The sequence below is a fragment of the Enterobacter sp. 342 genome (assembly GCF_036663495.1).
Classification (GTDB): domain Bacteria; phylum Pseudomonadota; class Gammaproteobacteria; order Enterobacterales; family Enterobacteriaceae; genus Enterobacter.
In genome coordinates this window covers 174,739-193,248 of sequence record NZ_JAWUEI010000007.1, presented here as the reverse complement: position 1 = coordinate 193,248, position 18,510 = coordinate 174,739, and the positions used below count along the sequence as shown (strand labels likewise).

The following is an 18,510-nucleotide window of genomic DNA, read 5'->3' as shown; positions in this document are numbered from 1 at the left end:
GCGGGGTGGAGCAGCCTGGTAGCTCGTCGGGCTCATAACCCGAAGGTCGTCGGTTCAAATCCGGCCCCCGCAACCAACACTTCTTAAAACAATAAACACCCTTAAGGGTGTTTTTTTGTATCTGTCGTTTGTGAATTTGCCGGGTATCTCACCCGGCTGAAAGATTTAACCGCGTCTCGCCAGCGTCGCCCCATCAGAGAAATACGCCCGGATCCCCGCCAGAATCGACTCCGCAACTTCCTGCTGGAATTTTGCCGTCTTGAGCTTGCGCTCTTCTTCAACATTACTGATAAAAGCCGTCTCAACCAGAATAGACGGAATATCCGGTGCCTTCAGAACCGCAAACCCGGCCTGCTCGACACTGTTTTTATGCAGCTTGTTGATATTACCAAGCTTACCCAGCACGGCTTTACCAAACTTCAGGCTGTCGTTAATGGTCAGTGACTGCACCATATCGAACATGGTGTGATCGACATAACGGTCGCCGCTTTTGCCCACACCACCGATAAGATCCGAGGCGTTCTGAGTATCCGCGAGATATCTCGCGGCAGTACTGGTCGCCCCTTTGGTTGAGAGCGCAAACACCGAAGAACCGCTTGGCTGGCGGCTGGTAAATGCATCCGCATGGATAGACACAAACAAATCGGCGCGCTGCTTCTGCGCTTTTGCCACGCGAACTTTCAGCGGAATAAAGACATCTTCATTACGCGTCATATAGGCGCGCATATTGCCTTCTTTATCGATCAACGCCTTCAGACGACGGGCGATTTGCAGCACCACGTCTTTTTCGCGGGTGCGATATTTTCCGACTGCACCCGAGTCTTCCCCGCCGTGCCCCGGATCAAGCATGATCACAATCGGACGATCACGCCCTGCTTTACCCGGCTGTGGGCCACTTTGCGCCGGTGGAACCTGCTTCTCGAGATTGCCCTGGTTATAATCTTCCAGTAACGCCAACAGAGGATCCTGAATATCCGTCGCATTCGCCGGGTATAGATCCATTACCAGGCGCTCTTTGAAGGTCGCAACAGGCGCAAGGGCAAACAACTGCGGCTTAACGTTCTGCTTCAACTCAAACACCATGCGCACGGTTTGCGGATCAAACTGCCCTACGCGCGCCGATTTAATAAACGGATCGTCACCGCGGATCTGCGCCGCCATCCCCTTCAGCACGGAATTGAGATTCACCCCTTCGAGATCCACGACCACGCGTTCAGGATTGCTTAAGGCAAATTGCTTATATTTCAACACGCGATTGGATTCAACCGTCACACGCGTATAGGTCGACGACGGCCAGACGCGAACCGCCACCACCTGACTTGTGGCGGCAAATCCTACCTGACTGACGCTAAGCAACCACATTGCCCCGGCCCCTTTTAACAAACGGCGACGGCTTATTGCTGAGTTGGATCCCGACATGCTTCTCCCGAGCAAGAAAACTGACTGATATACAAAATGTCCAAATTGACCGAAAACTTTAACGAATGACGCATAAACTGTCATCTATAAAAGGGTAAACAATCATACGTTAACGCACGGATTACTTATTAATTTCTGTGGGTCGCGGAAAATTTGCGCTTGCACATGTATCCACAATCGAATAAAAATACATAAATTACGAATAAACATTCATTAAGGGTTGTGCCATGGTGAAGGAGCGTAGAACCGAACTGGTCCAGGGATTCCGCCATTCTGTTCCCTATATCAACGCCCATCGGGGAAAAACGTTTGTCATCATGCTTGGCGGCGAAGCCATTGAGCATGAAAATTTTTCCAGCATCGTCAATGATATTGGCCTGCTACACAGCCTCGGGATCCGCCTGGTGGTGGTCTATGGCGCACGTCCGCAGATCGACGCCAACCTGGCCGCACACCACCACGAGCCGATTTACCACAAACATACTCGTGTGACGGATGCGAAAACCCTGGAACTGGTGAAGCAAGCAGCGGGTCTGTTGCAGCTGGATATTACGGCTCGCCTGTCGATGAGCCTGAACAACACGCCATTGCAGGGTGCGCATATCAACGTGGTGAGCGGTAACTTCATCATTGCCCAGCCTCTCGGTGTGGACGATGGCGTGGATTATTGCCACAGCGGACGTATTCGTCGTATTGATGAAGAGGCGATTCACCGCCAGCTGGACAGTGGTGCCATTGTACTGATGGGGCCAGTGGCCGTTTCCGTGACCGGAGAAAGCTTTAACCTCACCTCAGAAGAGATTGCCACTCAACTGGCGATTAAGCTGAAGGCGGAAAAAATGATTGGGTTTTGCTCTTCCCAGGGTGTCGTAAACGATGAAGGGGTGATTGTGCCCGAACTCTTCCCTAATGAAGCCCAGGCCCGCGTAGAAGCACTGGAAGCTGAAGGTGACTACCATTCTGGTACCGTGCGTTTTCTGCGTGGCGCTGTGAAAGCCTGTCGCAGCGGTGTGCGCCGTAGCCACCTGATCAGTTATCAGGAAGACGGAGCACTGTTACAGGAGCTGTTCTCCCGGGATGGTATCGGCACGCAGATTGTTATGGAGAGTGCTGAGCAGATCCGCCGTGCCACCATCAATGATATCGGCGGTATTCTGGAGCTGATCCGGCCGCTGGAGCAACAGGGTATTCTGGTTCGCCGTTCACGCGAGCAGCTGGAAATGGAGATCGACAAATTCACCATTATTCAGCGCGATAACCTGACAATTGCCTGTGCCGCACTCTATCCCTTCCCGGAAGAGAAGATCGGTGAAATGGCCTGCGTGGCGGTGCATCCTGATTACCGCAGCTCCTCACGCGGCGAAATGCTGCTTGAGCGCGTGGCAGCGCAAGCCCGCCAGATGGGCCTGAGCAAGCTGTTCGTCCTGACGACACGCAGCATTCACTGGTTCCAGGAGCGTGGATTCACGCCGGTGGATATAGATTATCTGCCAGAAACGAAGAAAGAGATGTACAACTATCAGCGCCGCTCAAAAGTGCTGATGGCTGACCTGGGATGATACGCTGCCCTCACCGTCTGGTGAGGGCTTTCGCTTAAAGAGATTCAAATATCGCGCTCAGTCCGCTCCGGCGCTCTGTACGGGTGGCAATGGCCTGCACCAGCACGCGTTCATCGGTATAGAGTGACAAGCGCTGACGCGCGCGAGTAATCGCGGTATAAATCAGCTCGCGGGTAATAACAGGTGAAAGCTGTGTCGGCAGGATCAATGCAGCATGGTTAAACTCAGAACCCTGGGATTTATGCACCGTCATCGCCCACGCGGTTTCATGCTCAGGCAAACGGCTGGGCTGGAAAGACTTCACGCTACCGTCCGGTAACTGGAACCAGACGCGTAACCCCTGACCGCGATCGAGCGCAATCCCGATATCCCCGTTAAACAACCCCAGCGCACTGTCGTTGCGCGAGATCATCACAGGTCGCCCTTCAAACCAGCGCGAATGCGGCATGCGGTTAATTTTGTGCTTCTGAACAAGAAGCTGCTCCAGCCTGTCATTCAGCCCAGTGACGCCAAACGGCCCTTCCCTCAGAGCGCACAGTAACTGGTACTCACCAAAGGCGGCAATGACCTGCTCTGGTGAGTGGCGCTGTTGTATACATTTCAGGAAATGCTGATACCCCTCCAGGGCGTCATCCAGCATCACCTGATACTCTTCTCCGCTTTGCAGTGATTTTTTCTCGATGTCGGCAAACGTACCGTCAAACACCGCACGCGTACTGTGCCGATCGCCACGGTTTACCGCGGCAGCCAGTTGGCCGATGCCGGAGTCGCTGCCGAAACGATAACTTTTTTGCAGCAGACACAGGCTGTCACGTAGCGCCCCCGCCACCGGCGAGTTATCGGCTTCAAGTACGCAGCCGGTCAGACGCGCCAGCTCCTGAGCACGCGCGGCGGTATAACCAAAGCTGGCGTAAGTACAAATATCCCCCAACACCGCCCCAGCTTCCACAGAAGCAAGCTGGTCACGATCGCCCAGAAAAATGACGCGCGCATGGGGCGGCAGAGCATCAATCAACCGCGACATCATTGTCAGGTCGATCATCGATGCTTCATCTACCACCAGTACGTCCAGATGCAGCGGGTTACCCGCATGATATCGCAGACGCTGGCTACCTGGCTGAGCACCGAGTAATCGGTGCAGCGTGCTGGCTTCATTTGGGAAAAGCGCACGTTGCTCCACGGTGAGTGGCAACTTTTGCAATGCCCCACCTAACGATTCCGTCAGACGAGCCGCCGCTTTGCCAGTGGGGGCCGCCAGACGAATACGGCACTTTTGCTCGCCCGATAGCTGGATCAGCGCGGCAAGTAGTTTTGCCACGGTGGTCGTTTTCCCGGTTCCCGGGCCGCCAGAGATAACCGAGATCCTCCGCGTCAACGCCACGGCTGCCGCGACTTTTTGCCAGTCTGTCACCTCATCAGAGGTAAACAGCGTATCCAGCACGTGCCGGAGTTGCGCTTCATCACAAGGCAGAGGCACATTCGTCTCGCTGAAGAAGCGTGCCACTGTCAGTTCATTGCGCCACAGCCGGTTAAGGTACAAACGTTCGCCGCACAGGATCATCGGCGTCCCGGTATCGGTTCCGCTCACGGCAGGCGAGCCGAGTAATATCGCCTGCCAGTCCGCTGCGTCACCCAGCAACGCGAAACACGCCTGTAAAGCCGGAGGCATTTTCTCATCAACAACCAGACGCGACAGCGGCAGGCAGACATGCCCCTCTCCCGCGTCTTTACTCAGGATTGCGGCGGCGAGCATCACAGCGGGTTCATCGCCTGCCACCATCATGGCAAACTGTACATCAAGGTGGCGCAGTAATCGTTGTTCTACCGCTTCCAGCAATAGCGCCTGCATCGTCATGCCACCTCCTCTGTGCTTGCAGCAAACAGGTTATCCATTTTTTCAATCAGCTCTGCAGCCGGGCGCGTACTAAAGATGCCAGAGTGTGGGTCGTTAGCATCCACTCCACGCAGAAAGAGGTAAATGACGCCGCCAAAATGGTCTTCGTAATGGTAATCGGCAATGCGATGCCGCAGGTAACGATGCAGCGCCAGGGTATAGAGCTGATACTGCAGATCGTAGCGATGCGCTTGCATGGCTGATGCCATCGCCTGTTGGGTGTAGGCTTCGCTGTTTTCCCCCAACCAGTTCGATTTGTAGTCCAGCAGGTAGTAGCGCCCTTCGTGGCGGAAAACCAGGTCAATAAAACCTTTTAACATGCCCTGCACCTGGCGGAAGTTCAGCGCTGGGCAACCGGCAGATAACGGGTCATGATCGCGGATCAACGTATCAAGCGCATCGGCCCTGAGCGGGCTGGCAATTGGGAGATAAAACTCCATCTCCACCTGTTTATCTTTGGCACTCAACTGGCTCAGCGAGATCCCTTGCGCCGTGAGTGGAGCGTGCAGAACCGTGCTGATCCAGTCGGTGAGAACCGGCTGCCACTGTGCGTCATAACCTCCACTCTGCAACATCTTTAGCACCCACTCCTCAGAGACTGGCTGGGTAAAATCCAGTTCTTCAAACAGGCTATGTAAAAATGTGCCTGGTGAGGCACCACGCGGGAATTGATGCGGAGTGAGCACCGGCTCATCAGGCACGCTACCGGTCCCTGCTGCGTCGACGTCCAGTTTTGGCATCAGATCCTGCGCAATGCTCTGCCCGTGCTGCTGTAAACCGGAATAACTCGTCACACGCCAGTCGTCAGCAATTGTGCGCACAACCTGGCGGGCATGGAGCTCAGACTCGCGCAGCTCCAGCATTTGCCAGCGGCTATTATCGGGCTGCGACGGAATGTGCAGGGCAGTATGATCCCCACATAGTGATTCGATGCACTGGCGCAGGCCTGCTGCATCTTTGGGTTCGCCGAACTGAATAAGCCGCCCCAGCGCACTCAGATGAAAATCGCTCTCCCCGGTCTTCTCACCGCGGCGACGAAACAGCGGGGCGACGCCCATGCTGCAATGCCAGACCGAACGGGTTAACGCCACATAGAGCAGGCGCAAATCTTCCGCCAGACGTTCGGCCTCTGCCAGTTCAACGCTGGACTCGGCTTTACTGAGATCGAGCACCGCCTCAAATGACTCGCGATCGTGGTAAAAGGCCTGATCCTGTACGCGGTAATTGGCAATAAACGGCAACCAGACCAGCGGATACTCCAGACCTTTTGACTTGTGAATGGTGACGATCTGCACCAGATGTTTATCACTTTCAAGACGCATCTGCTGACTGGACGAATTACTGTTCGGGTCGGCAATCTGTTGCGTCAACCAGCGCACCAGAGCGTGTTCACTCTCCAGTTGCGTGCCCGCTTCCTGCAGTAGCTCACTGATGTGCAAAATGTCGGTCAGACGGCGCTCACCGCCCGCTGTCGCGAGTATATTCTCCGCAATATGACGCTGCGCCATAAGCTCACGCACCATCGCCATTACACCGCGTCTGTGCCATTTATCCCGGTAGTGAACAAACTCTTCCACTACTGCATCCCACGCGTCTTCGTCGTTATTGAGCGCATCAATATCACGCGCATTCAGCCCGAGCATCGCGCTGGCTAACGCACTACGAAGCGTGCTTTCCCGCTCCGGGGAGAGTACCGCCTGGAGCAGCCATAACATCTCCTGCGCCTCCAGCGTTTCGAAGACACTGTCGCGGTTTGAGAGGTAGACGGACGGAATGTTCAGCAATGTCAGGGCATCGCGGATAAGCGCAGCCTCCTGACGGCTACGCACCAGCACCGTAATATCCGATGCCTTTACAGGGGTTGACTCTTCACCCTTCCAGAGCACCGCCTCGCCACGTGCACCCGCACTGAGCCAGTCACGAATTTGTGCGGCACAGTACTGGGCCATGGCATTTTGATAGTCCGCGACGCCATAGCCTTCTCCGTCCAGCAGCCAAAAGTTCATGGCGGTCTGAGTCGTCCCGTTGAGTTCGAAGCGCAATGAGGCATTTTTTGCCGCAAACTTTACCGGCTGGAAAGGGATCTCCCGGAACATAAATGCCGTATCCATGCGGCTGAAAAGCGCGTTGACGCTCTCTACCATTCCGGGAGATGAGCGCCAGTTGGTATCCAGAGTGTAATGCGCGTCAACTTCGCTGCGGGCTTTCATATAGGTGAAAATATCCGCGCCACGAAAAGCGTAAATTGCCTGTTTAGGATCGCCAATTAACAACAGCGCGGTATCAGGCTGTTGTCGCCAGATACGGCGAAAAATGCGGTACTGCTGAGGGTCGGTATCCTGGAACTCGTCAATCATCGCAACCGGGAAACGGTTACGAATAGCCGCGGCAAGTGCTTCACCATTTTCGCTGCACAACGCGGCATCCAGGCGGCTCAGCATATCGTCAAACCCAAGTTCACCGCGGCGACGCTTTTCACGCGAGACGGTTTCACGGATCTCCGCCATTGCGCGGGTGATCATCAGGTCATTGAGCGTTAACGGTTCGGCCAGCAGGGCTTCGATAGCCACAAACAGCGGATGCTCCGGCACAATGCCATCGGCTTTGGTTCGTTCAACCAGAAAACACTGAGAGAATTTTTCCAGCGCATCCGGGAGCTGATACCCTCGCGTCTCTTCCTGTGCCCAGGCGCTGATCTTATCGATCCATTTCCCCTGATTTGCACGGTTAAATTTACGTCTGTCGATCCCGGAATTTTCGATGATCGCCTCAATCTCGCCGACCGACGCATTCCACTTTTGTTTGATGGCCGCAATTTTGGCGGTAATTTTTTCATGGCGAGAAGCGAGGGTTTCATCTGCTGGCGGCGGAGATTTGATTACCGGCGCTTCACCCTGAAGATAGCGATCGATCGCACGCAGAAGCTCCTCTGGGCCCTTCCATAACGCATGTACCGCTTCGGCGATATCTCGCGGTAAGGGGTAACAGTGGCGACGCCAGAAATCCGCACAGGCCTGATAGCGAAGCACGGATTCATCTTCGATGAGTTGCTGCTCAAACAGCATGCCGGATTCAAACGCATTCAGGCTCAGCATGCGCTGGCAAAAACCGTGAATGGTGAAGACGGACGCTTCATCCATCTGCCGTTCAGCCAGGAGCAACCACTGTGCGGCCTGTTGCTTATCAGCAATCTCTTCCAGAAGGCTCGCGTAGAGAGGATTATCCGTGCTCTGACGCAGACAGGCGATACGCAGCTCATGGATATTGGTACGAATACGACCGCGCAACTCCGCGGTGGCAGCCTCGGTGAAGGTGACGACCAGCAGCTCTTCCACGCTTAAAGGACGTGGAAAAGCCGCGTTGCCGCCAAGCCCTAACAGCAGGCGCAGATAGAGCGCGGCAATGGTGAAGGTTTTTCCCGTTCCCGCTGAAGCTTCAATCAATCGTTCACCCTGTAGAGGTAAACGTAAGGGATCAAGAGGCTCAGCGGTATCGGTCATTCTTTCTTACTCCAGGGCATAGTTTGCTGCAGCGCGCTGACGCTCTTCCAGACTTTCCAGCCTTTCGGGTGTACGTACTCCGTTTTCCCGTTCTGGCTACCGGAAACCTGAGACAGGATGGTCATTCCCTGCGGCTTAATCACCGCCTGATGGAAGAAGTCGGCAACCTTCTGAGGCGTCAGCTGTTTTATCTCGGCCACTACTTTATCACGCGAATCAAAGTTCAGATTACCGCGATCAAAATCTTTGCTGAGCTGTGACGCTTCTTCACCCAATGTCTGCGGTGGCTGCATCACCTGAGCGATGACGGCCTGCTGGATCTGGGCAAATTCGTCCGGTTTCATGGCGCGCAGTTTTGCTTCCACTTTTGGGAAGAAAGCCTGATAACGCTGCCAGAGATAAGCCGGTTGTTTATCGCTACTTTGCAGCAGGAAACCCAGCCCCCACTGACGGCCAACGTTCATGGAGAACGCAAAGACCGCATAGCCAAGCTGCTCTTCTGTACGTAGCTGGTTATAGAACCACGGCTGAATAATCTGTCCCAGAACGGCACTCCGCGCTGAACTGGAGAATTCATCATAACCCGTTGGTACAAACACCGCTGCCAGCGCAGAATCCGTACTTGTGCCCGCCTTTTCAAAAATCACATTCTGTTTTTTCTCAACCAGCACATCCTGGTTGCGGCACCACTCGTCACCTTTCGAGCCGAGTTGGGTGCGTACATTCTCCGCCAGCGTTTTGGCCTGCACCTCACTCATGTTGCCGACGATCAGGAACTCAGGACGCGTGTTGGTTTTCAACGCATCACGGTAAGCCAGCACATCTTTCAATGAGATCGAAGGCAGTAACGCACGGCGATCTTCACGCTGGAAATAAGGAATTTGCGACAACATTTGCGCCGGCATAAGCGCCAGATCGTAAGCTTTACCCTTCTCCGCAGAGTCCATCATCTGCGCATACCAGGATTTGGCCTGCTCAAGCTGCTCTTCCGTCGGCGTATAACTAAAATAGCCCTCAAGCAGTGCCTGGAACAGCTGAGGCAGTCGCTGAGTGTAGCCATTTGCATTGACCATCAAACCGTTATTGGCATTGGTTGAGAAGCTGATCCCCCCCACGGCCGCCTGATTGCTGAGCTGATCGAGCGCGATACCAGCAAGATAGTCATTCAGGGCGAACATCACCTGATTTTTGGCGCTATTCATCGCCTTTGGGTTACGCAGAACGACGCTGACATCGGCTTTTGGCTCATTCGCAAAATAGCGGCTTGGGGTATACACCACGCGCAACGTCGGCTCATCAATAATAAGTTCCGGGTGCGGATAATCCTTTGTGGTTTTGATCAGCGAGAAATCATCCGGAATGTAGGGGTTCAGCTCCGGCAGTTTCAACGCAATCTCCCCGGCTCTTTTCTGCCAGTCAGCGAAGGTCTGGGCGCTGATTTTGTCCACCTGATAAGGAGCGTCTACAAAATAGGCCGTTTTGTCATGGGGTTCGTTCGGGCTGATGTACCAGATGCGGGCATTCTGCGGGGTCATCATCGCAAGGCGGGCTTTTACGGCGTCCGCATCATATTGATCGGCGATATTGACCGCATCAAGAGTATGTTCCACCGGCACGCGGATCATGGTATCCGCCAGCCACTCCACATAGTCCATGTCGCGGGTAATGGACGGGTAACGGAAATCGAGATCCAGCACGTGAGCCAGTTCATCAAAGTAGCGTTTATCGACGCCTTTATCACGCAGCAGAGAAAGGTAGCTAAAGATCGCCGCCACCACTTCATCACGGTTTGCCTGCCCTTTGTCAGTCAGGGTTGCAGATATCGCCAGCACACCGCTATTGCCGTTCACCACGGGATCGGAGTCGGCTCGAATACCTTCCACCAGCCCTTGTTTTTGCAGCCAGTCAGAAAGCGTACCCGGGCTACGGTTGCCAATCAGATAGGTCACCAGTTCATCGGTTTTACTGCGAAACTGTGCCGTGTTGTTATCAATGCGGAATTCAACACGTAACACCTTGCGTGGCAAGGCGGGCACGTAGTGGATAACAATCCCTTTTTGTGCGTCCGTGACCACCGGAACGGTTATCTGAGGTACGTCGATATTTTTATTCGGCACACGACCAAACGTCTGAGCGGCCATGCTTGCCAGCTCTGGCAGCGGTTTGTTGCTGTAGATAACCGCTTTCATCAGGTTCGCGGAGTAATATTTGTCGCGAAACGCATGCAGCGCATCAAGCACCGGGCTGTTTGGCTTATCGCTTAATGTTTCCAGGTTACCACCGGAGAAACGCGAACCCGGATGCGCCGGGTTAATGGTTTCGGCGCTCACCTGGGCCATGCGCATACCGTCTCGCGTACGGGCAAGGGTTAACTCAGCATTAACGGCATTGCGTTCACGTTCAGCATATTTTTTATCCAGCAGCGGTGCAGCGATGGAATCAGCAAGACGATCAACCGCCCCTTCCAGGGCATCATTTTCGACTTCGAGATAAAAAGCCGTACGGTACGGTGCTGTACTGGCGTTGTGACTACCGCCGTGCATTTTCAGAAATTCGGACAGGCTATCTGGCTGCGGGTATTTTTTAGACCCCATCAGCGTCATATGTTCCAGATAGTGCGCAAGCCCAGGATGGGCATCAGGATCTTCCAGTGACCCAATCGGCACCACAAGGGCCGAGAGGGATTTCACCGCCTGCGGATCGGAAACCAGCAGCACGGTCATGCCGTTATCAAGGCGAATAGCCTGATACTGACGGGTATCTTTTTCGCTCTTACGGATAGTTTCCTGAACAGGTTGCCAACCGGAGTCTGCTTGAGTGAAGGGAGCCCAAAGGGCGACAAACAAAACCAACGCTTTAAACAAGGTGCTGCCTGGCATTACGACCTCTTTATCACGGCTACATCATTAACAAACTGCGTGCTGGACACGCCAGCATCTCTTTCTTTGAGTACATCAGTCCGTGATAACAGGTGCATCATAAATGAACACCCTTTCCTGTGCAATTTTTATACAGCTCTCAGGACTGATTAAATTTGAACAACGGTAACAGATAACGCTGCGCCTCTTCCGTGATCGTCTCGAAGTACTCTGGTTCAAGCGTGCGCCATAAGCGCTGATACCAGACATCTTCACCTTCGCCACGTACCATCATGTTTCCTTCATAGGCTTGTATAAATTTACTTCGCGCTTTCTGCAGTGACGCCTCATCCGTTAACATTGCATCATTCTGTACGTCATAACAGGCTTTTATCCAGGCACCGCCACTCTCAGGCAGTAACAAAAGTGGTTTGTTCATGCCCTGACGGTAGCCCTCAATATACAAACACAGATAACGTAACGCCTGTTCAGACTCCATTGGCGGGAAGCGCCATTCGCCCTCTTTGCGAACGAATATCCGGCTTTCACCTTTATTGCCCACCGCACTGTAGACAAGATGTTCCAGCCAGAGTTGCAACCCTTGTGAAACGCTAAGCATAGAAGGTCGCCAGCGTAGCAGCCCGTCCGGCTGAACCTGGGTTAGCCAGCCCGTCAACTGAACGCCGTTACAGTTGAGATCAATTTCAATGTTTTTTCCGGGTTGTCGGCACTCCCTTACGCGCTCCGCCAGCGCTGTCATCTCCTGGCACTGCGCCTCCCAGACAATTTCACCAAACGCTCCATAAGGCAGTTGCCCTGCTGCGCGGTAACGGCGAAAAAGTTTGTCAGCATCTTCCTGCTCAACCAGCGCATTCAACAGTTGCAGGTTTAACTGATAGCGCTCCAGCCCTTCCAACGTAAAGGGCTCCGCATCGGGAATTTCATTCTCTTCAGAGCGGAAATTGACCTGTAATCGCTGCTGGAAAAAGGCCCGCACCGGGTGCGCCCAAAACCGCTGAAGCTGTTCAAATGTCAGTGTGTCAATGGGCCGAGGGTCAAGCGCCTGAATGAAATCGGTATGCGCAGTTCCCTCTTTTTTCGCCGCAGGAAGCCACTCGTGAGCATAGCTCTGGTGCTCACTCACCACGTAGTTCATCGGGTCAAACGGCATGCGGCTGTGACAACAGGTGATATGCGCTTTCACCCGCTGTTCACTTTCATCACAGTTACGTTCTTCATCCCCCGGCAGGTAGTGGCTCTGTCCGATATAATCCACCAGCTCCTGCACCAGAACTGAAGGGAAACGCTCACTGTTGTCCTGAATTGAACGGCCGATGTAACTGATGTAGAGCTTACTCTGGGCGGAAATGAGCGCTTCAAGGAAGAGATAGCGATCGTCATCACGACGACTACGGTCTCCCCGCTTTGGATTAGCACTCATCAGATCAAATCCCAGTGGTGCCAGTGCACGTGGATAAATACCGTCATTCATGCCAAGCAGACACACCACTTTGAACGGGATAGAACGCATTGGCATCAGGGTGCAGATATTCACCGGGCCCGCCAGGAAACGCTGACTGATTCGCTCCTGGTCAAGTCGCTGCGTCAACTCATCCCTCAGCAGTGACAAGGGGATCTCTTCGTGATAATGGGAGTTCACACCCTCGTCGACGATAGCCTGCCACTGCGTTTCAATGAGCGCCATTGCGGCTTCAGTGTCACTGTCTGGCTGGAAGAAATCATTGAGCAATGCCCTACAAACCGGGAGCCATTCTTCCAGAGTACGCGGTTGCATTAACTCACTTCGCCAGCGGTTAAGCTGCATCAATAGTGAAGCCAAATGCCCCACCAGTTCAGCAATTAACCCGCTGGTCTCATCGTAAGGCAGTACCTCATTCCACTCCCCCTGACTGCTTTCCATGGCATAACCCAACAACATACGTGTCAGGCCAAACCGCCAGGTATGCTGCCCGGTTGGGGGGAGTCCGAACGCCTGGACGTTATCGTCATCGATCCCCCAGCGAACACCCGATTCGTTAACCCACTGGCGAAGGTAGCGTAACCCCTCTTCATTGATGTTGAAACGCGCAGCCAGAACAGGAACATCCAGCAACGCCAGAACATCTTCGGAGATAAACCGACTATCAGGCAGTGACAACAGGGTGATAAATGCCTGCAAAGCCGGATGAGACTGACGGGCACGACGGTCCGAGATAGCGTAAGGCAGGTATCGTTCACCCGTCGCACTGCCAAAAACGGCCTGAATGAAGGGACTGTAATTGTCGATATCCGCCACCATCACCACGATATCGCGAGGTGTCAGCTCAGGATCATCCTGCAGCATGTTCAACAGCTGGTCATGGAGGATTTCAACTTCGCGCTGCGGGCTATGGCATACGTGGATGGTGACACTGCGATCGTCAGGATCCAGCATCCGCTTCCTGTCGCTGCGTTCAAACTCTTGCGCCGTAACACCCATGACGGCACGGTTTTCCAGCTCCAGAATATCTAACTGAATATTATGCAGCAGGCTATCCGGGGAGATCTCAACAAAGGCATCCACATCGCCTTCACCAGACGAGGTGATGTCTGAAAGCATGTGAATGTAATCACGCCCCAGCTTCCCCCATGAGGCGAGCAGTGGATTCGGCAGGTTCTGGATACCTTCTTCATCGAACAGTTGTCCGGCAGTCGAGCTGTCTTTAAACAGCGGGATGGTTCGTTCTTCAAAAAGTCGTTTTCTCTGGCGGGTAACCAACCGCGAAAGCCAACGTTCGTCGAGGATATCCCCCCAATATTGTCGACAAGGGTTGGTAAACAAAATATGAATATCAATATGTTTACCCAGAGCATTCAACGCTTTGAGATAGACAGGGGGTAATGCGGATATCCCACAGATAAAAACGCGTGATGGTAGTCGGGCTGGTCGCTCCGACGTATTTTCAAGTATGGAGATAAACCGCTCGTACAGATTGGCACGGTGCCACTTAGGCTGGCCAAGTTTCTCCGTGTGCTCCACCAGCGCTTTCCACAGTGGTGCCTGCCAGATTTGCGCCTCCGGTAATCCATCTACCCGTTCCCCCGCTTCCCAGCGAGTCAGCCACTCTGAACGGTATACCAAATACTGGTCATAAAGATCGGCGGTGCGCGACGCGAGCTGGAACAGCTTGCGTTTATCGGTATCGTCATTGAGATAGTGGTTCAGCATCGCGAACTCATCGCGCTGAAGCATTTCCGGCAGCAACGCCATTAGCTTCCAGCTCATGCTTTGCTTGTTGAAAGCACTTTGCTCCGGGATGTCCGGCAAGACGCGGACAAACATCTCCCAGATAAAGCTCGCGGGGAGTGGGAACTCAATGTTCGCGGCAATGCCAAATTTACGGGAAAGCGACATTTGCAGCCACTGTGCCATACCGGTGCTCTGCACCAGCACCATTTCAGGCTCAAAAGGATCGTCAAGCCGCTCGCGCTCAACGATATATTCCATCAGTGCTTCCAGCACATCCAGACGATTTGAGTGGTAAACCCTTAACATAGACGCTCCCGACTACTGGCTAACCGGGCAATGCAGACGCGTTATCTCACCGCGCCGCCCCAGAGGAGAAATAAGTGTAGCCGTGATGCTGACACATCCGGCGAGCGTTGTCTGCCCCCGACTGGCCTGCCAGCCTGCCGGTAGAACATTTGTTGAGAGCTGAGACTGGTTCCAGGCATAGTGCCAGAGCTGCCGATATTGGTTAAACAAGGTGAACCGTGTCGCCAGGGCCCGGTGATAACCTGACAGTGCGGTCACGATCATCACCATCAGCATCATCGCCAGGAGGACCTCAACCATGCTAAACCCTTTTTCTCTGTTCATGGCAACAGGCATAACGCGCTCCCCTTGAGTGGACAAAAATCACTCCAGCCGTGAGGCGAAAAGCGAATCTTACTGTCGATTATCTCTCCTGTGCGCCAGAGCAGCAGGTCGTTGACTCCAGCAATGAGCAAAACATGTGTCTCACTCAATAGACGCAAACAAACTCGCCATGACGCGGCCTTTTTGCACTGAATCTGAGGCTCTGAAGACCAATCCTGAACGCGTCCCCACTCAAGTGCAGATTGCACAGACGCCTGCTGCTGGAGTGAACGGCTCTCATCGCCAACGAGCGCACTAAACGTTGTCAGTTGCTGGTTGAGACCCGTGAGGATCAAGGTACCGAGCACTAGTAAAAGCAAAACCAACGCCAGCGAAGACATTCCGCGTTGACGGTTCACAAATTATACCCCGTGACCCCATATAAAGCCTGATATGGCTCCCCCTGCTGACCTTTACGACTGGCGGTCAGCTCGATATTCAACTCTGGTGCAAAACCGGCATGCTCAACTTTACGCATCATAAAGTGCAGGATCACAAGCTTGTCCGGTTCGGTGAGCTTTTCCCATCCCTTTCCTTCACACGAGGTTGCCCCACGCAGCGTTTCCAGCGCACCTGCTTCCAGACGAAAACCGGTGCTGTCATTTTCTGATGCGGTGTTATCCCAACTGCCGTTACTGTTGGCATCCCACCGAACAATGACACAACTCCCTTCCCTGCCAATCACCAGGCCCTGTCCCTGACAGTTTCCGGCGCAATATCCTGCGCGCTGAAGGTGCTTACCGAGAGCAAACAGGCGCTGCCAGACCTCCTCTTCCAGCTCTCGCTGGCCGGATTGCAGTAATACAGCCCGCTGCAACCCGGGTAAAAAACGCGATGCGCTGACCAGCAAAAGGCTGCTGATCGCCATAGTAATCAGCACTTCAATAAGTGAGAAACCGCGCTGTCTCATTGACATGAACCGTCCCCTGAACTCTTGCACATCCTGATACGTCCTCCACTTGAGACAATAATCAGCCATTCTCCTGCTCGGCTTTGTACGCGTATCCGCCCTGCCCATGCCGTATCCTTTAATCCATAAAACCCTAATGACGGTGTTAGCTCACTCACCGTGACTTCAGGCCAGAGTGGCAACAGTACAAAGGGACTTCCCTTCTCGCAGCCTTGCATAACAGAGCTAACCAGACAGTCTCTGCCTCCAACCCGCTGAAGGGTAATCTGGTGGTCACGATTGTGCCGGTTGGCATTGTTGCGCAGAAACACCAGGTAATCGCGAACCTGACTGGCGGTTTGCCACAGCCGCTGCTGCCGTTGCCAGCTGTCCCAGCCGTACAAACCTGACGCACTGAGGATGACAATCAACGAAATCGCTACCAGTGTTTCGATAAGCGTAAAACCGTGCTCTTTTTTCATATCGGGAGTGTGGCGAAGTGCCGTGAAGGTGACGAGCAACGGATTACTGTTTTCCGAGTCGTTATCCAGAGAATTGACCAAGTTGCAGCGTGTTGCACGCTTTCTGGATAACGCTTCGTGAAACGGGATAAAGGCGAAAAAAAACCGGCGCTAAAAAGCACCGGTTGTGTCACGCTTTACTACATCAGATAGCGACGGGCGCTTTGATGCCTGGGTGCGGGTCGTAGCCCTCAATCTCAAAATCATCAAAGCGGTAATCGAAGATCGACGCCGGTTTGCGTTTGATAATCAGCTTCGGCAGCGCACGCGGTTCGCGAGTCAGCTGGAGATGCGTCTGTTCCATATGGTTACTGTAGAGATGGGTATCCCCACCGGTCCAGACGAAATCACCCACTTCCAGGTCGCACTGCTGCGCCATCATGTGAACCAGCAGCGCATAGCTGGCGATGTTAAACGGCAGGCCGAGGAACACGTCGCAAGAACGCTGGTAAAGCTGGCAGGAGAGCTTGCCGTCTGCCACATAGAACTGGAAGAACGCGTGGCATGGGGCCAGTGCCATTTTATCCAGCTCACCCACGTTCCAGGCTGAAACGATAATACGGCGCGAGTCCGGATCGTTTTTCAGCTGGTTCATCACGGTGGTGATCTGGTCAATATGGCGTCCATCAGGCGTTGGCCATGCACGCCACTGTTTACCGTAAACCGGACCCAGGTTGCCGTTTTCATCTGCCCATTCGTCCCAGATTGAGACGTTGTTTTCGTGCAGATACGCAACGTTGGTATCGCCTTGCAGGAACCAGAGCAGTTCATGAATGATCGAGCGCAGGTGGCAGCGCTTTGTTGTCACCAGAGGAAAGCCTTCTTGCAGATTGAAGCGCATCTGGTGGCCAAAAATGGAGAGCGTGCCGGTACCGGTACGGTCATTTTTCGGCGTGCCCTCATCGAGCACTTTTTTCATCAATTCAAGATACTGTTTCATGGTTCCTCAGGAAATTTGTTGCTGTGAACGACGACGATACGCCCAAATCATCATAATGGCACCCGCGACTATCATCGGAATGGAGAGAATTTGTCCCATGCTGATGTACTGCACCCATTCGCCGGTAAACTGTGCATCCGGCTGGCGGAAGAACTCGACGATGATACGGAACGCACCGTAGCCAATCAGGAACAGACCAGAGACAGCCCCCATCGGGCGCGGTTTGCGGATAAACAGATTCAGGATAATAAACAGCACCACGCCTTCAAGCGCCAGTTCGTAAAGCTGGGACATATGGCGCGGCAGAACGCCGTAGGTATCGAAAATGGACTGCCACTCCGGGTGTGATGGCAGTAGCGCGATATCTTCTGCGCGGGAGCCCGGGAAAAGCATCGTGTACGGCACGCCTGGATCAACGCGCCCCCACAGTTCACCGTTGATAAAGTTGCCCAGACGACCAGCCCCCAGACCAAACGGGATCAGTGGTGCGATAAAATCTGAAACCTGGAAGAAGTTGCGTTTGGTGCGTTTGGCAAAAATCACCATCACCAGAATCACGCCAATCAGGCCACCGTGGAAGGACATACCACCATCCCACACACGGAACAGATAGAGCGGATCGTTCAGGAATACCGGGAAGTTATAGAACAGCACATAGCCAATACGACCGCCAAGGAACACGCCGAGGAAGCCCGCATAAAGCAGGTTTTCGACTTCGTTTTTGGTCCAGCCGCTGCCAGGACGGCTGGCGCGACGGCCAGCAAGCCACATGGCAAAAATGAAGCCCACCAGGTACATCAGACCGTACCAGTGAAGCGAAACAGGTCCTACTGAGAAAATGACCGGATCAAATTCCGGAAAATGCAGATAACCACTGTTCATCTGTCACCACAAGATGTTGTTATTCCGCTGAAAGTGGACAGCGGTAGAAATGCGATTCTGCTGTAAGCAGAGGCTCCAAAGTTGCGAATCATAGCATAAGGCGGGCGTAGAGGATGCGCCAGAGATGTAAAAGATGTGTATAGGGTTTTA

The 18,510-nt window shown here is 53.7% G+C and carries 12 protein-coding genes; 1 reads left to right on the top strand and 11 read right to left on the bottom strand.

Annotated features, from left to right (window positions below; all coding sequences use genetic code 11):
• Nucleotides 1–165 precede the first annotated feature (165 nt).
• A complete protein-coding gene (amiC, locus tag V6E55_RS08480) occupies nucleotides 166–1,419 on the bottom strand; it encodes an N-acetylmuramoyl-L-alanine amidase AmiC (protein WP_236920721.1) in 1,254 nt (417 codons plus the stop codon).
• Nucleotides 1,420–1,646: 227 nt separating this feature from the next.
• Between amiC and argA the strand changes: the two genes are divergently transcribed.
• Entirely contained in the window at nucleotides 1,647–2,978 is a 1,332-nt protein-coding gene (gene argA, locus V6E55_RS08475) for an amino-acid N-acetyltransferase (RefSeq protein WP_028016905.1), read from the top strand.
• A gap of 34 nt (nucleotides 2,979–3,012) precedes the next feature.
• On the opposite strand, the gene recD is transcribed toward argA, so the two are convergent.
• From recD to lgt, 10 genes are all read right to left on the bottom strand, one after another.
• Nucleotides 3,013–4,833, bottom strand: a complete 1,821-nt coding sequence (gene recD, locus V6E55_RS08470; protein ID WP_129995065.1) for an exodeoxyribonuclease V subunit alpha — start codon at nucleotides 4,831–4,833, stop codon at nucleotides 3,013–3,015.
• Nucleotides 4,830–8,372, bottom strand: coding sequence for an exodeoxyribonuclease V subunit beta (gene recB / locus V6E55_RS08465; protein ID WP_316942581.1), 3,543 nt, complete (start codon nucleotides 8,370–8,372; stop codon nucleotides 4,830–4,832). The genes recD and recB overlap by 4 nt, the downstream gene beginning before the upstream one ends.
• On the bottom strand, nucleotides 8,369–11,251 hold the full coding sequence (gene ptrA / locus V6E55_RS08460; RefSeq protein WP_316942580.1) for a pitrilysin: 2,883 nt from the start codon (nucleotides 11,249–11,251) through the stop codon (nucleotides 8,369–8,371). Before ptrA ends, recB begins: the two co-directional genes overlap by 4 nt.
• Nucleotides 11,252–11,390: 139 nt before the next feature.
• Nucleotides 11,391–14,765 (bottom strand): exodeoxyribonuclease V subunit gamma, encoded by a 3,375-nt coding sequence (gene recC / locus V6E55_RS08455; protein WP_316942579.1) that lies wholly within the window; start codon nucleotides 14,763–14,765, stop codon nucleotides 11,391–11,393.
• A 12-nt stretch (nucleotides 14,766–14,777) separates the two neighbouring features.
• Complete coding sequence (locus V6E55_RS08450; RefSeq protein WP_316942578.1) at nucleotides 14,778–15,101, bottom strand: prepilin-type N-terminal cleavage/methylation domain-containing protein; 324 nt, start codon at nucleotides 15,099–15,101, stop codon at nucleotides 14,778–14,780.
• A complete protein-coding gene (locus V6E55_RS08445) occupies nucleotides 15,086–15,487 on the bottom strand; it encodes a DUF2509 family protein (protein WP_316942577.1) in 402 nt (133 codons plus the stop codon). The genes V6E55_RS08450 and V6E55_RS08445 overlap by 16 nt, the downstream gene beginning before the upstream one ends.
• Nucleotides 15,484–16,044 (bottom strand): prepilin peptidase-dependent protein, encoded by a 561-nt coding sequence (locus V6E55_RS08440; protein WP_316942576.1) that lies wholly within the window; start codon nucleotides 16,042–16,044, stop codon nucleotides 15,484–15,486. The genes V6E55_RS08445 and V6E55_RS08440 overlap by 4 nt, the downstream gene beginning before the upstream one ends.
• Entirely contained in the window at nucleotides 16,035–16,499 is a 465-nt protein-coding gene (locus tag V6E55_RS08435; RefSeq protein WP_316942586.1) for a prepilin peptidase-dependent protein, read from the bottom strand. The genes V6E55_RS08440 and V6E55_RS08435 overlap by 10 nt, the downstream gene beginning before the upstream one ends.
• A gap of 184 nt (nucleotides 16,500–16,683) precedes the next feature.
• Complete coding sequence (thyA, locus tag V6E55_RS08430; RefSeq protein ID WP_014885081.1) at nucleotides 16,684–17,478, bottom strand: thymidylate synthase; 795 nt, start codon at nucleotides 17,476–17,478, stop codon at nucleotides 16,684–16,686.
• A gap of 6 nt (nucleotides 17,479–17,484) precedes the next feature.
• Nucleotides 17,485–18,360: a prolipoprotein diacylglyceryl transferase gene (gene lgt / locus V6E55_RS08425; RefSeq protein WP_129995056.1), complete on the bottom strand. Its 876-nt coding sequence runs from the start codon at nucleotides 18,358–18,360 to the stop codon at nucleotides 17,485–17,487.
• Nucleotides 18,361–18,510: the final 150 nt, after the last annotated feature.